Origin of the sequence: Rhodopirellula bahusiensis (genome assembly GCF_002727185.1) — a bacterium.
In the GTDB taxonomy this organism is placed as follows: domain Bacteria; phylum Planctomycetota; class Planctomycetia; order Pirellulales; family Pirellulaceae; genus Rhodopirellula; species Rhodopirellula bahusiensis.
Genome location: NZ_NIZW01000001.1, coordinates 655,815 through 678,496 on the forward strand (window position 1 = coordinate 655,815; position 22,682 = coordinate 678,496).

Sequence of the window (22,682 nt, forward strand, 5' to 3'; positions counted from 1 at the left end):
CGGTACTGTCAGGCGGTTGCGATAAGCTTTCACTTCTCTATTTGATTTGGACGGTCACGCGACTGTTCTTTCTCTTTCCGTTCGGCGGGTAATCCGGTGTGCTGGTCTGATTGTTGATGGTGGTTGATTTTCATAGCGGGACCCTGCGACTACGCGGCTGGCAGGACGTCGGGTGGTCGCAAGCGTCGGTTGCCGAGCGAATGAGTGGAATTCCTCTCGTCTTCGATGATCGCGACGATTGCTTTCGTTGTGATGCAATGTGGGCCGGAAAATTGCAGGCTCGCTTGAGAAACTTGGAATCCGATTGCTCCAAGATCGACTCGGTGTCGACATGGGAATGGCTGGCTGGACCGGATCCAACATGGCAGCCAAGTTTTCGCGATCAACGCGACATTCGGTTGCGTCCGGACCAGGAACAAGCGGTCAGCGATTTCGAGGCCGGTGGACGCTGTGGTCTGCTGGTCATGCCCACCGGCACCGGCAAAACCGTCGTCGCGATGGAATGTATTCTTCGTGCCCAGTGCAGCGTCTTAGTCGTCGTTCCGGTGCGTGACTTGATGTACCAATGGCACGAAAAAATCCGTGAGGCAACCGGCGTCGACGCGGGCTTGATAGGCGACGGAGTGCATCGAGTATCACCGATCAGCATTGCCACGTATGACTCGGCGGCAATTCACATGCCTCGAATTGGTGACCGTTTTCAGATGCTGGTCTTTGACGAAGTGCATCATCTCTCGGGCGTTTGGCGAGGCGACGCAGCGAGAATGTCGACCGCGAACTTTCGCATGGGATTGACTGCGACGCTGCCATCCGACGAGACTCGCTTGCAAGCGTTGCACACGCTCGTTGGCCCGACGCTGCATCAACAAACGATTGGGCAAGCCAAAGGAAAAACGTTAGCGGAATACCGCGTTCACCGAATCGCCGTCTCGCTGAGTGAGTCGGAACAGAATGCTTACCGAGGACTATCGGAGACGGTGCGGGAGTTCGTCGCATCTCAACGCGATCTGGATCCGACATTCCGCTGGGAAGACATTCACAAACTATCAGCCGCGGTGGACACCGAACCGGAACGTGCCGCCGCGGCGCAAAATGCGATGCGTGCCTACCGTGCCAAGCAAAAAATCGAGGACCAAGCCGAAGCGAAGATGCGAACGCTCGAAGATCTGTTTCGGTTGCACAGTGGCCAGCCCGTGATCGTATTCACGGGAACAAACGTGATGGCCCGAGCGGTGTCGATGCGGTTCATGGTTCCGTGCTTGTTGTCACACTGCGCGAAGAAAGAGCGTCGCGAGGTGTTGCAGCGATTTGCCGATGGACGCTATCCGGTGCTGGTGGCCAACCGAGTGCTGGACGAGGGAGTTGACCTCCCCGAAGTGAAAACCGCCATCGTGCTGGGAGGGTTATCGAGTCAGCGTCAGGCAATTCAGCGACTGGGACGTGTGCTCCGAAAGGGTTCGCGAAATGAACAAGCGGTGCTGTATGAGATCGTGGCGGATGGGACCAACGAAGTGAACCGCAGCCGAACACGACGACGCAATGATGCCTACCGGAAGACACCCTGATGCTGCGCAGCGAACATTCGATCGTTCAGCTCAACTTTGACAACCGATCCTTGAAACCGGATCGGCTGCAGAGGGTTCGTGACGCTGCGTACTTGGAAGCGGTCGACGCTTGTTTGAAACTCTATCGAACAGGCGTCGGCGAGATCCGACAAGACTTGCACCGAGGTGTCGCGGAAGTCCTCGCGAACATCCCCGGTTGTCCGCCCAAACGCATTGCCGCTTTTTGCAAACTGCTGGATGACTTCAGTGAATACGATCGGGATGGGCAATCCGCCAGCCGATTGCGTCAGCGTGTTTTCGAAGCTGCCGCGCCGCTTCATCCAATCGTGACGGTTCGCGAGGGAATCTTTGAGCACGATCTGTCTACGGCTCGACAAAAGGTCTGCGAGTCCCTGGGGATGACGTGGGAGGATATCGAGTCCAAGATGTTTTCGGATGTGATCGAGTTACAACACTTGCATACGTTTGACAACGACATATCTGCTGGAGAGGTGCTTTCGGCCTACAACGTCGCGCAAACGCAGGCGGCTTTGTACCGAGCGACCTCGATTCGAATCGATGCTGGCTCGGACTTCAAAGCGATTGCTAGGCACGCGAAACTCGCCCAATTGATGCATCGCATCGAACGCATTGAAACGATGAGGAACGGGAAAGCCCGTCGCGGCCTTCGGTTTGACCTCGACGGGCCGGGCTCCTCGCTACGTGAAACGACTCGCTATGGAATTGGGTTCGCAAAGTTGCTGCCCAAGCTGCTGACGTGCCAGGACTGGCGATTGACGGCACGTGTGCTCGGCCCCAAAAACCAAGCGTTTCGATTGTCCCTGTCACCGAAAGACGGCCTCCGTTCTCCTCTCAAGCCGGAGGAAGATTTCGATTCTGAGTTTGAGCGTTCCGTGGATGACGCCTGGCATCGCAATCCCCCAGCTGGATGGCAACTGGAGCGAGAGACCGAATTGTTGGTCCGAGGCCAGAGCGTCTTCACACCCGACTTTGTGATCCGTCATGACGACGGTCGTGTCATCCATTTGGAAGTGATCGGCTTTTGGACACCGGAGTACCTACAGGACAAAGCCGAGCGAATTTCGAATTGGGTGGAAAACGCCGCAGCCAAACCAAACAGCAATCAAAAGGAGAACCGCCGTTCTCATTGGCTGCTGATGTTTCCGAAGCAGCATTCCGCTGGAATGGCCGAACTTGCCGGTCAGTTGAAGCTTCCCTTTCTTCGATTCGACAAACGACAAGATCCATCCGAATGGATTGAAACGGCTATCGCGAAAGCTCCATGACGCGATTTTGCCAACCGCCGAATTGACTGGACATCCTGGCAACGTTCAGGGACAGAAGCCTGTCATATAAGAGGTGGCAGCGTGGATGCACCCACACTGAAATGGCATGCAATCGAGTCGCTGATGTTTAGGGCTCACAGCGGCACTTTGATGTGATCGTCAGAACGATGCGGCACCCCCTCTTTCTTCAATGACGGTCGCATCACCACAAACGACATTCAGCGGTGAGCTGAATCCAATTCTATTTTTGGCACTAGACATCTGCTACGTGCAATAAAGAATCGATTGGGTCAACCTTTGAAATCCTGCGATACCTATAACCACCCCCTTTCGTTTGGCTGGTGTTTGTTTTCGCTTCGCATGTTGTTCTTGCAATCGTCAGTTGGAGTCTTTGATGGAACGTTTTCGCAATCGCAAACAAGGGTTTACCCTTGTTGAGCTTTTGGTGGTCATCGCGATCATCGGTGTCTTGGTCGGATTGCTGTTGCCGGCAGTTCAAGCTGCACGTGAGGCTGCACGCCGAATGAGTTGCAGCAACAACGTCAAGCAAATCGGCCTGGGGATCCACAACTACCACTCCGCCTATAACAAGTTGCCAGGCTATCGCACCGGCACCACAGATGGCGCCACTTGGCCCCCCGGATACAGCGACAACTGCAATCTTTATAACCTCAACCCTTTGGTTGGAATCTTACCGTTCCTTGAGCAACAAGCTCTTTGGGAACGAATCGCCAACCCCAGCGTCGAAAACTCAAACGGGACCACCCGAGCGGCGACGGACCCATGGCCTGCGATGGGACCCACCGTCGATGGAAACGATCAATACCTTCCTTGGGTCACCGAGATTCAAACCTTCCGATGCCCCAGTGACCCAGGTGTTGGAGCACCGGCTTATGGACGCACCAACTACGCTGCCTGTTTGGGTGACAGCTATGGCCAACCCAATGGCGAATTTGTTTGGTGGCACACGGAAGATCGACTGGACAACCAAAGCTGGGTGGTGAATGGCCGCGCCGGTGATCGTGGAATGTTCTTTGCCCGTCGGCAAACTGCCTTTCGAGATTGTTTGGACGGCCTCGCCAACACCGTTATGTACGGCGAGATCACAACCGACTTGGGTGACAACGACAAACGAACTCACGCTGCCGTTCATCAAATCAACGGCGCGTCGGCACTGGAACACAATCCTTTGTCATGTCGCGATGGCCTCGACCCTGAGCGACCTCAGTTCTGGGACCAAGCCGTCAGCTTCACCACCTGGGGTGGCGAAGCACGCCTTCGCCGGGGTGCTCAATGGGCCAGTTCGTTTGACATCATGGGTGGCTTTCACACGGTCCTAGCGCCCAATAGCGAAATCTGTACTGATGCAGGTGCGGGGGACTGGGGCGGAGTCATGACTGCCCGTGGAAATTATGGAGCGTCGAGTCGCCACCAAGGCGGCGTCCACGTTCTGATGGGTGACGGAGCCGTGAAGTTTGTCACGGACTCGATTGAGGCCGGCAACAGCTCCGCCGGAAATGTCACACCAACCGCCAACAATGCGGGATACCCGAGTCCTTATGGTCTCTGGGGTGCCCTGGGCACTCGGGCCAGCAAGGAAATCCCCGACATGTCGGACTTCTAATCACAGATTCAATTGGAAAAGTAATATGAACGTTATCAAATTTTCTTTCGTGATGCTTCTATTCAGTGCGGTCGCCGTCGGATGCGGAGACGACAGCGGTGCCAAAAGCATCTACGACGAGGACGAAATGGCGAAGTATCGACAGACCCCTGAGGAATTGAGAGAAGGGATGCTCAAGGCCCAAGAGGCAAGTCGAACCAAGAGCAAAGAAATGGCGAAGCAAGCCAAAGAAAGCTAGCTGACCAGGGTGCAAGCGAGTCTTGCCCGATCGTTCGTTAGCATAGGTTCGCAACGGCCACAGCTCGTGGCCGGAGCGAACTCCGGGACGGCATCAATCAACCAGACGCCAGTCTGGTTGATTGGCAGCAAAGAATTGAGCCAATAGAAATTCAGTCGGCGTCGACCATGTCCATGAAGCCGATCATCATCTCGTTCCAACTTTGATCGCCCCAACCAACCGTTTTGGTTGGATCGGGATTGCTTAGGTTGTATTCCGAGTTGTCGAAAATCGCACGGCAGCGAATAATGGTTCCTCGAGGTAGTTTTCGTGGTTCCTTCAGGATGTATTTCATCTGCCAGTTGAAATCATAAGCAGGAACGTCCAGCAGAATTTCTTCTTCACCATTTGGAAAGTGTGCGGTGTAGCGGAACGCTTTGCCGCGCAAGTGCATGTGCGGAGTCATGCCCAGCAGGTTCTGGTCACTAGAAACTGTGTGCTTGGCGTTCACGATGTGATTGGCCTCGCCTGGTGGGATCCGAAATCTCGAGTTCGCGGCAATCTGACCTTCCAACTCTTTGTCGACGTTGTCTTCGTCAGTGAATTTCACTCCGATGTACGACAAATCGCTCTGGGCGGTGCCGTTGGGGGTGTAGTGCATCTCGAACAACAACTTGCTGCCCGCTTCCACGTGGATTGCAACACCATCATCTAAATCGACCGGCGTGCTTCCAGGTGCATAGCCAACCAACACCTTCCGGAGATCCACATTCCGGCCGCCCGGCGGAATCACATAAACCAAGATGTGGTGAACGACGGCTCGGTTTTGGGGACGTGCTTCGCAAGCCACCACAAACTTGTCTTCATCCCAACCGGGATCAATCACAAACCGCTGATAATCAATCACTCCTTCGGCGGGCACATCAAAAGGTTTGTCCCGCATCTGGATGATTTGGTCGGGTTCGCCAATCTGCCAACCAGTCGCGAAAACGGGTGGCTCCGGCAAATTGGCTGGATCGCCTTCCGGCATGCCACCATCGACCCATTGCCCGATCAACTCCTTTTCGTCTTCGGACAAACGAGCGTCGTTGGCAAACTCACCGTGAGCTGGATTGGCCGACCAAGGTGGCATGCGGTTGTTGCCGATCACTTCCAGAATCGTGTCTTCCCATCCTTGTGTGTCGTCGTAACTGGTCAACGTGAAAGGCGCGATCTCGCCTTCACGGTGACAACTGACACAACGTGCGTTGAAGATGGGGGCGATGTGTTTGGCGTAAGTGATCTCGCCGACTTCAGCCACTTCTTTGGTTCGTCCGATGTGGCACCCGACCGCCTCGGTCGTTGGTTGGGTGATTTCGTCACCTGACAGCAACTCTTCCACTGCGATCGCCAAATCGGATCTTGTTTTCTTGTCGCGTGCGTAGCCGACTCCATACTGGTCATCGATCCGGCCGTGGTAGCGAACGACGCGATCCGCATCGATCAAAAACACCTCGGGTGTGCGTTTGGCCTTCATGGCATCCGCGAGGACGTTGCCTTTGTCCTTCAGCATCGGAAACTTGATCTCGTGACGATGCACGTAGGAGGCCACTTCAGTCAGGCTGTCTTGTTTGTTGGAGTTGATTCCAATGACCTGAAGCCCGCGATCCCCGAACTTCGCCTGAAGGTCGTTCAGCCGCGGACCATACAACTTCGCCAGCGGGCACTCGGTCCCCAAGAAAACGATGGCGGCGCACTTCTTGCCGGCAAAGTCACTCAGCGAAACAGGTTTGCCATATGCGTTGGGCAGCTCAAACATCGCCACCTGGGTTCCAACCGGCGAAGCAGAAGATTCCTCTGACTGGCGCCCCGTCGCGGCATTTGCGAATTGGATTGAGACGATCCCGCCAACCAACCAAGCGACTGTGAAACAAACCAAACGACAATGCATCTGAGACCTCGTGCGAAGAGAATCAACGTGAGGACGTAGTTTCGTCAAATGCGGGGTGCGTGTCACCCGCAGTTCCGTGTCGAATTGTACGGGGCGGGCTTTGTCGGTCTTCAAACTGCTCCGAATTCTGGCGAATTCGGCTACCGGAAGCCCTTAGCGGATGTGGCGCAAGCCACCCGGTTTCGCCCTGATGTTGAGTTTCAATCTGGCTGGTGGAACCAACCCTACCATCTCCAAGGCGGTTTCGGGTGTAACGGGCTGTTGATTTAGTTGTATACCTAATGACAACAATTAGCCGATGGGCGTTGGTCCCGGTTGGCGTCTGGCTAACCGCCGCTAACGCGGTACGGCTCACTAAATCGACAGGCTGCTAAGGCAATTTGAGTTCGCTCGACCATGTCTGGTTCGCTCGATACCAATCCACGGAGGCCGCCAATCCTTCGTCCAGTTCGATCTTGGGGGTCCAGCCGATCAATTCCTTCGCCTTGCTGATGTCGGCGGAGGTCGTTTTGACGTCGGCTTTGTGGAACGTTTTGTGTTCCACCTTGGCTTTCTTGCCGAGCAAGTTCTCGAGTCGGCCAATGATGTCGTTCAACGAAACCGGTGTTCCGCCACCGCCCAAGTTGATGACTTCGTATCCAACCGGTTGAACCGCCGCGATTGTGCCCGATGCGATGTCAGACACGTACGTGAAATCGCGAGACTGCTCGCCGTCGCCAAACAGTTCGATCGGCGTGCCTTCGTCAATCCATTTGATGAACCGGAAGATGCACATGTCCGGACGACCTGCGGGGCCATACACAGTGAAGTAGCGGCAAACGGAAACGTCGATGTCGTATAAATGGTGATACGAGTAAGCCATCGCTTCCGCGGCTTTCTTGCTGGCCGCATAAGGCGAGATCGGCGTGTTGACGGACAACGTTTCGACAAACGGCATCGGTTGGCCAGCGTACAACGAAGAGGTTGACGCGAGGACGTATTTTTTCACGCCGACACGCTGCATTTGATCCAACAGATTCAAACTGCCCATCGCATTGGTCGTCATGTAGACGTGCGGGTTTTCCATGCTGTATCGGACCCCCGCTCGCGCGGCCAGATTCAGCACGGCATCGAATGAATTCTCGTCAAATATTTTCCGCAGCGTCGATGCATCTTCGATGTCACCTCGCACGAAAGAAAAGGCATCACCTTGGGAAGTCAATTTCTCCAAACGGTGCTCTTTCAGGCGTACATCGTAGTAATCGTTGACGTTGTCGATTCCGACCACACGGTGACCGGCCGCCAACAACTGCGAGGCGACTTCATTGGCGATGAAACCAGCACATCCCGTTACCAAGTACGATTTGGGCGACGAATCGGGCATCTGTTCTGATCTCTTGGTTCGGGGCTTCTGAAAGTTCGCTGGGGTTTGGCGAGGTTCAAACTATAGTGGGCCGCCAGTTCCACCATCCGATTTGTTGCCACGCAGTCTAGTCCATGAAACGCCCCAAAATAGCCGTCTTCTTTGGAACCCGCCCCGAAGCGATCAAGGTCGCTCCGGTGATCAAACGACTCGCGAATGATGACCGATTTGAACTGCTGTCCGTTTCGACCGGACAGCACCGAGAAATGCTGGACCAAGTGATCGACATTTTCGGTCTGCCGGTGCACCACGATCTGGGCGTGATGACGCCCGGCCAGACTTTGGCAGGCCTCTCATCAAAATTGATCGCCTCGATCGATCAAATCCTCGAATCGGAGCAGCCAGACTTTGCTCTCGTGCAAGGGGACACGACGACGGTTTTGATGGCATCACTCGCCTGCTTCTATCGACGCATCCCAACCGGTCACATCGAAGCCGGCCTGCGGACGGGCAATTTGGCCAGCCCGTTCCCCGAAGAAGCCAACCGGGTTTTGGCCAGCCCGATCAGCACGCTGCACTTTGCACCAACCTCTGTCAGCGAAGCCAACTTGCTAAACGAACGAATCGACCCGGCGAAAATCTTTGTGACGGGAAACACCGTGATCGACGCGTTGCACCTGGAGGTCCAACAACAATCCGATCCCGCGGTTGCAGCGAAGATCGATGAAGAACTGGGTTCGGTCTTGCCGAGTGATTGGCGTGAGCAACGGTTTGTGCTGATCACCGGTCACCGCCGGGAAAACTTCGGTGGTGGGTTTGACGAGATCTGCGGTGCGATTTCAGAGCTTGCCGAACGATTTCCTGACGTCCGATTCGTTTACCCAGTGCACTTGAATCCCAATGTATCGGGACCAGTCCAGAAGGCGTTGGGCGACTTCAAAAACGTGCTGTTGTTGCCGCCTCAATCGTATCGCCCATTCGTCGCGTTGATGCAAGCTTGTGAGTTGGTGTTGACGGACTCCGGCGGCGTTCAAGAAGAAGCACCTGGACTGGGCAAACCCGTCTTGGTGATGAGAGACACGACTGAACGTCCCGAAGGAGTCGACGCCGGAACAGTCCGCTTGGTCGGCCCCGTGCGTCAGAACATCGTCGATGAAGTCAGCGAGCTACTCAGTAACCGCAATGCTTATGACAAGATGGCCAAAGCCTCGAACCCGTACGGCGATGGCACCGCATCCGAAAAGATTATGGACGCGATCGCACAACACTACTGCTGAAGAGCTTTTGACAGCTCCGCTTCGTAGGCTCGGCTCAGTTGTTTGTAATCGGCCTGAATCTTCGCCGGCACATCAACGCCCGCGGCATCATCGACCAAGGCAGCCATCACATTGCCAACCGAACTGGCGTTGATTTGCCGCTCGGTCAACAAGACCGTTTGATCCGAATCGATCACTGCTGCACATCCTGGACTCAATCGCAGCAAACCAAAGACGTCCGTCAATGAACTGGCATCCAAGACGGTGACCGCGCCCGACCATGCGGTTGCCAATTCGCGTCGAAACCCAGCGTCTTCGGTTGCAACGACCCAGCGGACTCGAGACAGATTGGATTGTCGCGACTGAGTGATCGCCGCAGCGATCCAGCGTGGTTCCGTGGCCGAGACTTCTTCGTCCTCTGACAACCGAAACACAACCAATTCCGACGCTTCGCCATCAGGACGCAAGGCTCTCATCGCATCATTGGGCAATCGTCGCCCCAGCGTGGACGATGGCGGAGGCGGTGGCACGGGCACAAATCTCGAAACACGCTGAGGTGTGAATGGCGGTTGAAAGTCAAACCGTGACGCGGCATCTTCGCCCGGACCGGGAGCAAACTCCGCACGTCGAAATTCCAGAGTCAACGAACTTTGGCGTGGGTCCAATCCTTCGATCATCGGCAGCGGCAACTCGACGCGCCGAATCACGCTGACCGTGGGATCAATCCAAAACACATAGGACTTGCCTTCCGTCTCCGCCGCGATGCGTCGCATCTTTTGCCCGGCGAAATTCGCGTCGGACAACCACTTCAACTTAGCAGTAGGCTCAAAGATTCCTGACATCGGGTCGCCCGCGAACAACCATTCCAATTGCGGAGGCGGGCCCGCCAATCCTGCCGACAACTTGGACCGCAAGACTTCATCGGCTAGCACGCGATCGAGGTCCAATCGTTGGTTCTCAGGTTGCTGCCAAACATCGACCAGCATCTGCGAATCAAAGTGCCGCGTTTCCGGCTCGTCAAACCAGGCATTCAATTCGACTTGGTTCGATTGAGATGGCTCACTCGCTCGCAGTCGAACCGAGTACGCTTGGACATCCAATTGCCGGCCGGTCCAACGCACGCGAAATGGTGCCCGTTGTTCTTGCTTCCCGCCCGAGAACAATTCGGACGAGGCATCCGCCATCGGAACCACACGCAGCACGACTTCGCTGGTGTCTTGGTAGTACGAGCTGCCTCGATACCGAGCAAAGATTTGTCGCAGTCGGTCACGCGGTTCACCTCGCGCGATTACAAACTGCTGAGGCGTGGTCGCGGTTTCTTCGGTCGACGATGACGAGGGGGAACATCCCATTGTCCATGGGAAGACTCCCACGACCATGCCGCACGCAAACATCCATTTCGCGAACTGTCGAATCAAACCGTTACGCTTTCGTTTCGCTCAGTGAATCCATTGGAACTGCTTTGCACAACAATCGCTTCTCAGCCGCCGACCGGCCGCATTTCCGGCAAACAAACTTAGCCGATCGAATTTGTTCCGCCAGCAATGGCAAAGCTTCTGCGAGGGTGGATTTGTCCCACTTGCAAATCGACTTCTTAGGCAGTTTCGATTGAGTCAAATTGAAATCAGTGGTCGTAAGTAGGAATTTCGCGACCATCGATCGAGGCGGCCGCGCGGTGAATGTTGATGTCTTGAGTGTACGTCAACATTTTCACGGATCCATCCACCATCGCCGCATTCCAGCCGTGTGGGTGAGCACTGCCGAAGTCGTGACAGGACAAACAATTGTCCGGTGTGTCGAGCGCCGGTTGCCGGGCCGCGAATCGGACATACGAATGGGTGGTGGTTCCAATTCCCGTGTAACCGGCCAGCGGGGCTCGGTCGCCATAGCAATCTCCGGTCGTGTATTTCAATGAATCCATTGCTTTTTCGCCCAGCAGATACGTGTGGCTCAATCCGTCAAAAACCCGATTCAGCCGTGTCCGACCACCCAATCGCCAGACCCCGTCATACTCGCTCTCGATGATGCGGTGGTCGTCCTCGTTCACCGTGGCGGGCCCACCACACATGGCGTAATCCGTCCGACCACCAGATTCGCCGTAGCGACTCAAGTAGGGTTCCAACAATGGATAGGCGTCCGCATCTCGTCGGGTTGGGCAATGGAATGTCGCGACGGCAGACTGAACATGCTGTTGCACCCGATCAGTCGGCGAGACCATCGGTGCAGCACCGATTTTAGCGAGCGGAGGTGCCAAGTCAGCTTGCTCCATCAAAGCCATCGCCTGGACCAACCAATTGCCTCCGTTGAACCGGGCGTCGTACTGCCTCCGACTCTCGAAATCGACCAAGAACGGCGGGACTTCGCCAGAGTAGCCGGGCAGATCGCGAAACATCGACTCGTAGTTTTGACAAGCCAATGCGATTTGGCGGATTCGATTGCGACACTTGGTCTGACGAGCTGCTTCGCGAATGCTTTGAACCGCCGGTAAGAGTAGAGCGATCAAGATGCCAATGATGGCGATCACGACCAACAATTCCACCAATGTGAATCCGCGACGATCCACCCCGTTTCGCTCAGTCCTCACGGTCAAACCTCAATCATACGAATGGTTTGCGAGCCGATTGTCGAACTCGTGAAAAACAGCTTTGAACACCCGCCGACAAGATCAAAGACTTCAAAAATCAGCCCCACTGGGGATTCACCCGGGTGCGCCGGAGATTTCCGCGATCGATTTCACCCACGCTCACGGTCCGAATGTGCCGGTTGTACGAATTTATACCTCGATAACGGTCACGCGTGTTCGAACCATTGATTCCACCCGGCGGCGGCGGCTCCATGTACAGAATTTCCCTCGGGTTCGTCGATACGCCGAGTAGCTGGACCATGTCGCCTGAAATTCGTGCCGCTCACACGCCGAGTTTCGACTTTCAAGCGACACGCCGAGCGCGGTCCGCATGGACCAGGGGCTTCAAGGATGAACTCCCCTCCGAAACACGCTGGGAATGCGATGGATCGCAATATGAAACCACGAGATCTGACTGGTCAGGACCGCGCCGATCGAACCGCCAAGGGCCGGTCTCGTCGTGGTTTGCTGGTCCGACGTGTTTCGTTGGCGATCCTGATCGCGTCGGTCACCGCTTCCGTCCATGCGGCCGATTCGCCGTCGAATGGGAACGCGAAATCCAGCCGAGTCTGGCAACCGCGGCCGTTGGCACTTCCGCCGACTTCCGCGACCGCCCCCGCATGGAAACCACCGTCGGCCCAACCCGCCATAGTGGCTCCGGCTCCTCCGCCGGTCACCATCATCATGACCGCTCCGGTTCCAGCCGAAGAAGCTCCCAAGATCACACGGCGCCGCCAAACCTTTTCAAGTGACAGCGCCACAGCGTCGCTTGGAAAGACCGCATCATCGACTTCTCGTCCGATGCCCGCTTCAGACCCGATCAACCATCACGCTCGCACGGCCGAGCTCGCACAGTCGGCCGTCAGCCAACTTCGCAGCGCTCACTTCGCGGCACGTCGCGGCGCACTGCATACCGCGAAAGAGTCGGCGACTCAGACGCTTCGAATCATCGCCTCGCTGCGAGACTCCCAAACGGGAGGCAACCTGCACACGTCACAACTCAACGAAGCCATCACCGCGATTCGCGAATCGACGGACTTCACCGGTCGCTACGGGCCGGTCGATCAAGCCGCATTGAACCGATTGGTCGAGGTGCACGAAACGCCTGCGCTTCACGGTGTGAACACATCGTTGTTGACCGCGGAACGTGCGATCGAAGCTTACCTGAACTACGCCCGTCAACGATGGGTCGAAGCCACCATCGGTGGACCGCTCGCCGCTGAAGCCACCATGATTTTGGCGGACCTGGAATCCGCGACGCTCACGCCACAATCAAATTCGGATTTGACCGAATCACGTTCACGGTTGCACGCCTCGGAACTGGCGTTGATGTATCGACGTGCCGCCGTTGAGATCGGCCCCGACAACCCACAAGCCACCGCCGAGCTCGGTCGCAACCTACTCAGCCGTTCGATGCCTGCGATCGCGAAAGAATTGTTGCTGCTGAGCGTGCAACAGAAACCCACTCGACAAAGCGTCGAAGATTTGATGCGAGCGGCAAACGAATCGGGCGACGCCAATTTGGCTGCTGAGTGCCAGCAACAACTCGCTTCGACGAATTTGCCCAGCGAACTTCCTGTTCAACTGATGTCGCCTTCGCAATTCGCGAAAACTCACCAGCAGTTCGCCGGTTCGGGTCAACACATCGCGTCGAGCCAGCACAGCGCATCGCCGCAACATGCTGTGTCGAACCAGCAGACGACTCAGCAGCAACCTGCGTCGCATCCATACCCTCAAACGGCTTCGCGTCCGATGCCGCGAAACTCGATCAACCAAGGTCAGTTGATCGTGCCAGCACAAAACGGACGTTCGCCGCAATCACGAATCGTTGACCCGTCGATGCCCGCTGCTCCTTCTCGTTCGACAACGCCCCGCGGCGGTCTGTTTTGGTAATCCAAACCAACGCCCCCACCGTCCACCCGATTTCGATGGATCGTCCCATGAAACCAACTCGTCTTCGATCGGCGTTTCGTCGCGTTTGCTTGGCAACCGGTTTGTTGTTGCCGTTGGTGTTCGCGGACACCACGTCCGCGCAGGAATTGGTCGCACCTGGACAAGCGACTCCCGCAACCGATGCGCGACCGACAATCTTGGGCGGCAGCACGGGCACGTTGCCCACACCGTCGTTTGCCATGGACGCCCTGCCGGACAATCCGCCCGTCAATGAAGACGAACTGCTCGAGGTCAACTCGCTTCGCGATTACCGGCAGCGGCTGGAAAAGCACAACTTGCGTGCTGAGCAAGCCAAGTTGGAAGCTCGCGCCCGTTTTGAATCACGCTCTCGCGATCTGATTCCCGGCCTGCCTGCAGGCGCCTCCCCACCCGAGACAACCGCGCCGCGCAAGAACTTATTGCCCGAAGCGATTCCAACGCCCGCGCCGGCAATGCCCTCCACACCGCCGCCAGTCCCACCGACCTTGAAGCCGCCTGCTGCTCAGCCGCAAAAAGCGCAGCCGCAAGCCGTCCAGCCTCGTACAGAACGGACTCGTACAGAACGGACTCGTACAGAACAGCCGGCCGCAGACGAGGAAACCTTGTTGGAATTGCCGCCACCGCTGCGCCCTCGTCAGCGGCAAACGGATCGAACAACTCCCGCTCGTCCGCAACGCTTGGGCGGCAACGCGCCATCCACCAAGACGCAGGAGCTTCCGGAGTTCCGTCCAGTCCCGAATCGCAATCGAGCCCAACCGTCGACGCGTGACAAACAATCCAAGCGTCTCGATGCGCTAAGAAACGAAGACGCCGCCGTCGAATCTTCCAGCGATCTCGAAGCCCCGCGGAAGTCGCCTGCTTCAGAACCACGATCGACTCGACCGACGCCTCCATCCAAACGAGGCGACACCCCCCAACAACCAAACCGTGAACCGGAGACCGAGAAACCGGCCACTGATTCACCGGCACCTCGTTCGCGGTCGGTCGTCGACACCGAGACCATGGACTCGACGCAATATTCGACCAACGCGAACCACAACGGATCCGCTCAAAGCCACACGGATGGAACTCCTTCGTGGCCGGACTTGATGCAAGATGAAGTCACACGTTGGCCATTGCCCGCTTCGTTCGCGTCGCACGGTGGAGGACCTTTGTCGGGTCATCCCAGCTCGGTCACCTGCTCGACCTGCGGTGGATGTGTGGATCGAAACGGAGTCGGCGCCGAACGACTGAGCAAGACGCTTGGTGTTTGCACCGGAACCCGCCCCGCGTGCCAGTGCTGGCGCTGCCCTCAAAGCATGCCATTCAACGTTTACGGACCCGGCAACTACGTCGGACCTGCTCGCAGTGCACCGGTGCACGAATACCGATTGCGTGGCGGCGACCAAGTTCAGTTGACGTTTTTAATCAAGACCGTTCGCTCGGTGGGTGCATATCGACTAGTAGTCGGCGACGAATTGTTGATTGAATCTGAAGCCGATGAAAAGCTCACTCGCGGAACGCTCGAACGTGGTTTGGAAATCCAACCCGACGGAACGATCACGTTGCGTTTCATCGGCCAGATTCACGCGGCTGGGCAAACGATCAGCCAGCTTCGCGAATTGCTCAACGAACGCTACGAAGAGTACTACCCCGATCCTTCGATCGACGTGACTCCCGTTGCGACGGGCAACATCGCCCGACAGATTCGCGAAGCCATCAGTGGTTCCGAAGGATTCAACCCTCAACAAACCGTGCAAACGATCACGCCCGAGGGAACGCTTCGCTTGCCTCGTTTGGGTGCTGTGCCCGCTCAAGGCCTGACACTCAGCGAATTGAAACGAGAAATCATCCTGCGATACGACTCGATGTCGGCCGGCTTGGATGTCGAGGTTGTGCTGGAGCAGCAGGCTCCTCACTACGTTTATGTCCTCGGCGAAGTCACCACGCCGGGCCGATTTGAGATCGACGCACCAACGACCGTGCTCGGCGGGATCGCGTTGGGCAGCGGGTACGTGCCGGGTGCGAACCTGCGTCAGGTCGTGATTTTCCGCCGCGGTCCGAACTGGGAATTGCTGTCCACGGTGCTGGATTTGCGTGGCGCGATCATGGGCAAGGACTCCCGCCCGATGGACGAGATTTGGCTGCAGGACGGCGACGTGGTCATCGTCCCCCCCAGCCCGATCCGATTGTTCGATCGCTTCGTCAGCCAAGTCTTCACCGAGGGCGTTTACGGAATTGTGCCATTCACTGGCTTTGGGTTCTCGTTCGACGAGGGCAACTGATCGGTTTTCGAAAGTTGCTCCGGCGACTATTCTTTCGGGTACTCCACTCGGAACACTTTCAACCGATTCCAGAGCCCTCTGATGCACTATCAACCATTGCCGTTCGATCGCGAATTGATCGACCGAATCATTGAAGATCACCCCACGCCATTTGTCCTGTATCACGAAGACGGGATCCGTGACCGGGCTCGCGAATTGACTGATGCGTTCGCTTGGAACGAAGGTTTCCAGCAATATTTCGCGGTCAAAGCCACCCCCAACCCGCACATCGTCGCAATGATGGCCGAGGAAGGTGGCGGGGCGGATTGCAGCAGTGTGGCCGAGCTGATCACCTGCGAGCGTCTGGGCATCACCGGCCAAGATGTGATGTTCACGTCCAACAACACGACCATGGAAGAGTTCGAGATCGCCAACAAACTTGGCGCGATCATCAATCTCGACACACCACATCACGTTGAACAAATCGCTCAACTGAGCCCGTTGCCGGAGATGGTTTCATTCCGCTTCAACCCGGGACCGGAACGCCAAGGCAACGTCATCATCGGCGATCCCAAGGAAGCCAAGTTCGGCAGCACTCGCGAGCAACTGATCGATGGCTACCGTCGCTGTGCCGAACTCGGCATTTCGCGATTCGGTTTGCACGCGATGGTCGTCAGCAACGAACTGAATATCGAAGCGTTGTTGCAAACCGCGGAAATGCTGTTTGAACTCGCCGCTGAAATCCATCGCGAAACGGGAATCTCGGTCGAGTGCATCAACCTCGGCGGCGGAATCGGTGTGCCTTATCAGCCCGGCCAAGACCCTGTCGATCTGCCTGCCTTTGGCGATGGTGTTCGCAAACTCTATGAGTCGATCTTGGTTCCCGCCGGAATCGCTCCCGTGCGAATCCTGATGGAAAACGGTCGTGCGATGACCGGGCCCTTTGGTTACTTGATCACCAAAGTCATCAATCAGAAATCGTCCTACAAAGACTACGTCGGCGTGGACGCTTGCATGAGCAACCTGATGCGTCCGGGCATGTACGGGGCGTACCATCACATCACCGTGATGGGCAAAGAAGACCAACCCGCGGATCGCACCGTCGACATCGTCGGATCGCTTTGCGAGAACAACGACAAATTCGCGATCGATCGCAAGATACCGGCCACCGAAGTCGGTGACATCGCTGTCATCCACGATGCCGGAGCTCACGGCCACAGCATGGGATTCCAGTACAACGGTCGTCTTCGTTCCGCAGAGATCGTGTTCAACGACGCGGGTGAGTTCCGAGCGATCCGCCGCGCCGAAACGTTCGACGATTACTTCTGCACCGTCGACTTCGATTCCGTCAAAGTCGATCGCAAACAGTCAGCCACCGTTGGCTAATCAACCACTTGCACGCTGGGCCTCCTAGCACGTTGGGCTCCCGAGCCCGGCGACTGATTTCATCACCACCCTTCCCTATCGAGTCTCCATGCCCAAACTCACCGTCGAAAACGTTGGCACCTTTGAAGTCCCCGCTGGCAAACGTTTGATCAAAGCGTTGGTCGAAGAAGCTGGCACCGACCAATTGCACGCGTGCGGTGGTGTTTCCAGATGCACGACTTGCCGAGTGGAGTTCGTGGAAGGCGAACCTGAGCAGATCACTGAAGCCGAGAAAGAAACCCTCCGCGTTCGCGAAGTGACCGAGCCCGGCGTTCGGCTCAGTTGCCAAATCAACTGCGACCACGACATGACCGTCCGTGTGATCAGCCGCCTCGAAGGAAGTGGTCGGAAAGACCAAGGCGGCGCAGTCGCCGATGAAATTCAGCCCGCTCCCGAGTGGACCACGAAGTAGTTCACTTCAAAGTGGCATAGGCCTCTGGCCTGTGGGGCACAAAATCACAAGCTAGAAGCTTATGCCACAGGCGTTAGCGAGCTTGAGGTGGAATGATGTTGGCGAAAGAGTCGATCTTGGCCTGGAGCTTGCTTCGAATTTCTTTTTGATCGTCGGTCAAGGATTGCAGCGGAGACTTTTCGTTGCGGTCCATCTCAACGTCGAAGAACGATCCGTCGCCATACAGTTTGTAGCGTTGGTTGCGAGCAAATTCGCGAGCCTTGTTGGGACGCCCGTTTCGTTCATACCACATGAACATCGATTCGCGACCCTGCCCCTCGATGCCCTGCAACACCGGCAAAAAACTCTGCCCATCGATGGTCAAATTCGCGGGAACTTCGGCGTCCGCGACTTCACACATCGTCGGCAAAAAATCGCTGAAGTCGATGATTTGCGATGTCAAACGCTGGGGCTGAATCACGCCTGGCCACTTCGCGATGCAGGTCACATGATTGCCCGCGTCGACCATCTCGCCTTTTGCACCCACGACCTCACCAAACCGAGTCTGGGTGACGATCGGTTTGTCGGTGCCGTTGTCTCCCGTGAAGATCAACAACGTATTTTCGCGAATACCGAGGTCGCCCAGTTTCTGATCAATGCGGCCGACAATCTTGTCGACGTACGCGACCATGTCGCCGAAGTATTCTGGTTGGCCTTTGTAAGTCTTCGATCCATGCGACGTCGGATCCCAATCTTCTGAATCAGGCGTGGGGCAAAACGGGCAATGAACGAGTGCCATCGGATAGTAGGCCAGGAATGGCTGATCACGATTCGTTTCCATGAAGTCGCAGAGGAAGTCCGCGAACAAGTCGGATGAGAACTCGCCTTCGTCGTAGTCTTCTTTCGTACCGTTTCGCTCAAGTCGTGGGTTGGGATACCGAGTGTCACGTTTTTGGCTGTCCATTCGTCCGCGAGTGTGTTGCCACAACAACGACTCTTCGAAACCAAAGTGCCGTGGCGAATCCAGCTCGCTTCCCAGTTGCCACTTTCCCGCGATGCAGGTTCGGTAACCAGCGGACTTCAACAGATGAGCAAACGTGGTCTGCTTCCGGTCAAGCATTCCAAACTTCACGTAGTTTCGCTTGTTGGTCATGCCGGTCATCAGCTTGACTCGCGACGGCGTGCAGATGGGTTGCGAGTAACAATGTTCGAACCGCAGACCTTCGCTGGCAATCCGGTCGATATTGGGCGTTTGATAGTCGAGGGAGCCGTTGGATCCAATGCATTCAAATCCCATGTCATCGGCCATGATCAGCACGATGTTGGGACGGTCGCCGGAACGTTGTGGGCTGGGTTCGTCAGCCGGGACCGATGCCGCGGTGAAGGCCAATGAGCAGGCCAAGATGCCAAGTGTGGACCACAAAGTTTGCTGAAGCATGTTGTTTCTCGGATCAGTGTTTGGGCTCATCAGTTCCAGCTCAGTTGGAGTTCATTTGCTTCGAAAGATTCGCATCACACCGGATAACAATGCCAGCACACCAAGGGCCGGACCAATGGCCAGCAGCAACCGAGGCTGAGCGGCAACCACGACGATGCCAATCACGCCAGCGACCGCCAATCCAGGCGGCAACCATCGGGCGGGGCGTTTGAGAGAATCCCACGCCAGCCACAACGCTCCCAGGACCAAACCGACACGCAGCAACGCCGCCGTCACGAAGGCATGGGTCGACGCCGATCCCAGCGTTTCCTCACCGATCCCCGCGAAATAGAACACTCCGCCCAGACAAAGCATGACCGCCGAGAGGATTCCGATGACATTTCGCCGCCAAGAACGCTCGGGTGTCGAAGCGGAAGTGTCCACCGGTTCACGCTTTTTCCCGCTCTCTTCACGCGATGTTTCCACCGCGGCTGCGAGCATCTTCAGTGCAATGCGTGAATAGTTTGGCATGGCCACCCTGGGCGGGAATCTCGGAGGTAAACAATTCCTGGAGTATACTGACAATCCGCCGAAGGTGCCCCGGCAAACCGCCACTGGCGTCCGGGCATCGGCTATGTTCCGCCCGACTTTGCTCCCCTCCCCCCACAAAAACCAACCCATCGAATGATGAAATCATCCTGGCTCACGTCCTTCCGTCGTGTTCGCACCCAATCATGGGCATTTGCCTCACTCGTCTGCGTCAGCACCTGCTGCGGTTCGCTCGCCAATGCCGACGACGCACCCAAACAATCGGCACCTGCGAAGACTGAATCGCAAACTCCCGCAACCGAGATGCAATCGTTGTTCGATGGCAAATCACTCAGCGGTTGGACCAATCCGTACGAATGGGGCAAGACGGAAGTGGTCGATGGTGAAATCCACCTGACCGCCGACAAGAAGTTCTTCCTGGTCACCGAGAAAGTCTTCCACGACTACGAATTCGAAGGCGAAGTCAAACTTCCCGAAGGCAAATCCAACAGCGGCTTCATGGCTCGTGGACAAGTCAAACCGAACGAAGTCTTTGGGTACCAAGCCGAAGCCGACCCCACCGATCGTCGCTGGTCAGGTGGCCTCTACGATGAACGTCGTCGCCAGTGGCTCAACCCGTTGTGGGATCAACCGGAAGCCCAAGCCGCATTCGATCGAGATCGCTGGAACCGCTACCGCATCCGCTGTGTTGGCAATCACTTGCAGTTTTTCATCAACGATGTCCCCACCACCGACTACTTTGATCCCGTTGATCTGAGCGGCCGAGTCGGACTGCAACACCACGGTGAAAAAGGCCAGACCTATCGGTTCCGAAACTTGAAGGTCCGCAACCTGGGCAGCCACGAATGGAAACCTTTGTTCGACGGCAAGTCATTGGACGGCTGGGAAACCGTCGGTGGCGGCACGTGGACCGTGGTCGACGGCATTCTGCAAGGCCGCGCCAGCAGCGAAGCCAACGAGCCCAACGGCATGCTGTACAGCAAGCACCCCATGACCGACGGGACCTATCGAATCGAGTATCGATTCAAAAAGGGCGACAGTGGCTTCTTCGTTCGCAGTGAAATCACTGAGAACAAACCATTCGTCAAAGGCGTCCAGTGCGAAATCGATAACTCCGATGAAGTTGGCGGCCTATACCAAACTGGCGGAGCGGGTTGGTTGGTGCGTCCTCTGCATTACCTCGAAACCGGATTCCCCAAAGACCGGCATGCCGTTGTCAATCGTCACTGGAAACAAGCCCGTGAAGGTTTGCAGCTTGACAAAAAACCAGTGACCTCCGGCGACGATGAAACGCCTTGGAACATGATGACCGTCAGCGTTCATGGCAAACGCATCGTCGTTCACTTGAACGATTGTTTGGCCGTCGACCATGTCGTGGAAGACTTGGCTGACTCCGGAGTGATCGCCTTGCAACTGCACGGCAACCAAGACCTCGAAGTCGACTTCCGCAAAGTTGAAATGCTGGTCCCAACCAGCGAAGAGTAGAGCTCCGTCCACGACGACAGGTGACGTAGGCCAGGTTCCACCTGGCTTTGGTGACTGGCCGTTGGATCAACCCCGTCGATCGAAGCCTGAATGGCGATCACGCCTCGCTTCTACCGAAGCATCGGCTTGGGTGCCAGGTGAGACCTGGCCTACGTTGCTGCACGGAAACCAAGACCTCGAAGTCGACTTCCGCAAAGTCGAAATGCTGGTCCCAACCAGCGAAGAGTAGAATCCGTCCACGACGACAGGTGACGTAGGCCAGGTTCCACCTGGCGTTGGTGACTGGCCGTTGGATCTGCCCCGTCAAACGAAGCCGGAGTTCCGATCACACCTCGCTTCTGCCGAAGCATCGGCGCGGGTGCCAGGTGAGACCTGGCCTACGAGCCTTGATGTGACGCACGTTGCGGTCCAGGGCAAACCATCACGCGTTGGCAGCGGCCCAGGCGGCGAAGTTCGTGACGGTGTCGTCTTCACGGTTGCCGACTGGCAGACTGGTTTCGACAAAGTCACTGACGTCGCAGAGATCTGCGATTGAATCGACGATCACGTCGGGGCCGTAAGCGAATTGGCCCAGGTCTTCTCTTTTTGTGCCGCCGGACAATGTGAGCACCGTTCGGTAACCCATTTGGACTCCGCCGAGGATGTCGGTTTCCATCGTGTCGCCCACCATCACCGTTTGTGATGTGGCAAGCTTTAGTTCCTTCCGGGCGGCTCGCATCATGATGGGGCTGGGTTTCCCCACGCTGAAGGCTTTGCGTCCTGTAACCGCTTCAAGGTACGCGACCGTGGCCCCGCAACCTGGGCGTGTGCCGTTCTTGGTCGGGCAACTGGGGTCCAAGTTGGTGGCAATCAGCTTGGCACCACCAAGGATCATGTCGACCGCCGATTCCAACGCATTGAGCGTGATTGTGCGACCTTCGCCGACAACAACAAAGTCCGGTGAATGATCCACGATTGAAAAACCGTTCTGGTGCATCGCTTGCAACAAACCACCTTCCCCAATGATGTATGCGGTGCCATTGGGTTTCAACTTGGCGAGGAAGCGTGCCGTTGCCATCGCACAGGTGAAGATATGAGACTCCTCTACAAAGATCCCCATCCGTTGGAGTTTGGTTTGAACGTCACGCCGAGTCCTTTGGCTGTTGTTGGTCAAGAACAAAAAAGGAATGTCCTGTCGAATCAATACGTCGATGAACTGATCGGCTCCTGGGATCAGTTCGCTGCCGCGGTAGATGACACCATCCATGTCGATCAAAAAGCCCGTTTTCATCAAATCACTGCAAGAGGTTCGGGAGTTGAAAACTTGATTGACAATAGTTTGCCAATCTTGAGAACTCGACCTCGAACGCAGCTTTCATACCAATGATCTAACGGTAGATTCGTGCCCGCTGCATATC

At 56.4% G+C, this 22,682-nt stretch carries 18 protein-coding genes; 11 read left to right on the forward strand and 7 right to left on the reverse strand.

Features of this window, described 5'->3' with window-relative positions; genetic code table 11:
* Positions 1-200 precede the first annotated feature (200 nt).
* The 4 genes from CEE69_RS02570 (at position 201) to CEE69_RS02585 (ending at position 4,713) form a co-directional block, all read left to right on the forward strand.
* Positions 201-1,565, forward strand: a complete 1,365-nt coding sequence (locus CEE69_RS02570) for a DEAD/DEAH box helicase (RefSeq protein WP_158230948.1) — start codon at positions 201-203, stop codon at positions 1,563-1,565.
* Positions 1,565-2,851: a DUF790 family protein gene (locus CEE69_RS02575; RefSeq protein ID WP_099259093.1), complete on the forward strand. Its 1,287-nt coding sequence runs from the start codon at positions 1,565-1,567 to the stop codon at positions 2,849-2,851. Before CEE69_RS02570 ends, CEE69_RS02575 begins: the two co-directional genes overlap by 1 nt.
* A gap of 394 nt (positions 2,852-3,245) precedes the next feature.
* The gene (locus CEE69_RS02580; RefSeq protein ID WP_099259095.1) at positions 3,246-4,475 is read left to right on the forward strand and encodes a DUF1559 domain-containing protein; all 1,230 of its coding nucleotides are present in this window, start codon (positions 3,246-3,248) and stop codon (positions 4,473-4,475) included.
* Between the two features lie 25 nt (positions 4,476-4,500).
* Positions 4,501-4,713 carry a hypothetical protein gene (locus CEE69_RS02585; protein WP_099259097.1) on the forward strand — a complete coding sequence of 71 codons (213 nt, stop codon included), beginning with the start codon at positions 4,501-4,503 and terminating at the stop codon, positions 4,711-4,713.
* A 151-nt stretch (positions 4,714-4,864) separates the two neighbouring features.
* Here the strand turns inward: CEE69_RS02585 and CEE69_RS02590 are convergent, their stop codons facing one another.
* Positions 4,865-6,622 (reverse strand): redoxin domain-containing protein, encoded by a 1,758-nt coding sequence (locus CEE69_RS02590; RefSeq protein ID WP_099259098.1) that lies wholly within the window; start codon positions 6,620-6,622, stop codon positions 4,865-4,867.
* A gap of 370 nt (positions 6,623-6,992) precedes the next feature.
* Entirely contained in the window at positions 6,993-7,985 is a 993-nt protein-coding gene (locus tag CEE69_RS02600) for an SDR family NAD(P)-dependent oxidoreductase (protein WP_099259100.1), read from the reverse strand.
* 113 nt (positions 7,986-8,098) lie between these two features.
* Between CEE69_RS02600 and wecB the strand changes: the two genes are divergently transcribed.
* Positions 8,099-9,241, forward strand: coding sequence for a non-hydrolyzing UDP-N-acetylglucosamine 2-epimerase (gene wecB, locus CEE69_RS02605; RefSeq protein WP_099259102.1), 1,143 nt, complete (start codon positions 8,099-8,101; stop codon positions 9,239-9,241).
* Here the strand turns inward: wecB and CEE69_RS02610 are convergent.
* Together CEE69_RS02610 and CEE69_RS02620 are read right to left on the reverse strand one after the other, a co-directional pair.
* Positions 9,232-10,572, reverse strand: coding sequence for a hypothetical protein (locus CEE69_RS02610; RefSeq protein WP_233214538.1), 1,341 nt, complete (start codon positions 10,570-10,572; stop codon positions 9,232-9,234). The two genes, wecB and CEE69_RS02610, sit on opposite strands and share 10 nt — an antisense overlap.
* A gap of 272 nt (positions 10,573-10,844) precedes the next feature.
* Positions 10,845-11,810, reverse strand: coding sequence for a DUF1559 domain-containing protein (locus CEE69_RS02620; protein ID WP_099259105.1), 966 nt, complete (start codon positions 11,808-11,810; stop codon positions 10,845-10,847).
* A gap of 417 nt (positions 11,811-12,227) precedes the next feature.
* On the opposite strand from CEE69_RS02620, the gene CEE69_RS02625 reads away from it, so the two are divergent.
* From CEE69_RS02625 to CEE69_RS02640, 4 genes are all read left to right on the forward strand, one after another.
* Positions 12,228-13,736, forward strand: a complete 1,509-nt coding sequence (locus tag CEE69_RS02625; protein WP_099259107.1) for a hypothetical protein — start codon at positions 12,228-12,230, stop codon at positions 13,734-13,736.
* Positions 13,737-13,771: 35 nt separating this feature from the next.
* Positions 13,772-16,039: a polysaccharide biosynthesis/export family protein gene (locus tag CEE69_RS02630; protein WP_099259109.1), complete on the forward strand. Its 2,268-nt coding sequence runs from the start codon at positions 13,772-13,774 to the stop codon at positions 16,037-16,039.
* Between the two features lie 81 nt (positions 16,040-16,120).
* Positions 16,121-17,404, forward strand: coding sequence for a diaminopimelate decarboxylase (locus CEE69_RS02635; protein ID WP_099259111.1), 1,284 nt, complete (start codon positions 16,121-16,123; stop codon positions 17,402-17,404).
* Between the two features lie 88 nt (positions 17,405-17,492).
* The gene (locus CEE69_RS02640) at positions 17,493-17,855 is read left to right on the forward strand and encodes a 2Fe-2S iron-sulfur cluster-binding protein (protein WP_099259112.1); all 363 of its coding nucleotides are present in this window, start codon (positions 17,493-17,495) and stop codon (positions 17,853-17,855) included.
* 73 nt (positions 17,856-17,928) lie between these two features.
* Here CEE69_RS02640 and CEE69_RS02645 read toward each other — a convergent pair whose 3' ends face one another.
* Together CEE69_RS02645 and CEE69_RS02650 are read right to left on the reverse strand one after the other, a co-directional pair.
* Entirely contained in the window at positions 17,929-19,302 is a 1,374-nt protein-coding gene (locus CEE69_RS02645; RefSeq protein WP_099259114.1) for a sulfatase-like hydrolase/transferase, read from the reverse strand.
* Between the two features lie 21 nt (positions 19,303-19,323).
* Positions 19,324-19,782 (reverse strand): hypothetical protein, encoded by a 459-nt coding sequence (locus tag CEE69_RS02650; protein WP_099259116.1) that lies wholly within the window; start codon positions 19,780-19,782, stop codon positions 19,324-19,326.
* Between the two features lie 153 nt (positions 19,783-19,935).
* Here CEE69_RS02650 and CEE69_RS02655 point away from each other — a divergent pair, with 153 nt between their 5' ends.
* Both CEE69_RS02655 and CEE69_RS32340 read left to right on the forward strand, forming a co-directional pair.
* A complete protein-coding gene (locus CEE69_RS02655) occupies positions 19,936-21,285 on the forward strand; it encodes a 3-keto-disaccharide hydrolase (RefSeq protein WP_099259118.1) in 1,350 nt (449 codons plus the stop codon).
* Between the two features lie 61 nt (positions 21,286-21,346).
* Positions 21,347-21,514: a hypothetical protein gene (locus tag CEE69_RS32340; RefSeq protein WP_158230949.1), complete on the forward strand. Its 168-nt coding sequence runs from the start codon at positions 21,347-21,349 to the stop codon at positions 21,512-21,514.
* Between the two features lie 192 nt (positions 21,515-21,706).
* Here CEE69_RS32340 and CEE69_RS02660 read toward each other — a convergent pair whose 3' ends face one another.
* A complete protein-coding gene (locus CEE69_RS02660) occupies positions 21,707-22,555 on the reverse strand; it encodes an HAD-IIA family hydrolase (RefSeq protein WP_099259239.1) in 849 nt (282 codons plus the stop codon).
* Positions 22,556-22,682: the final 127 nt, after the last annotated feature.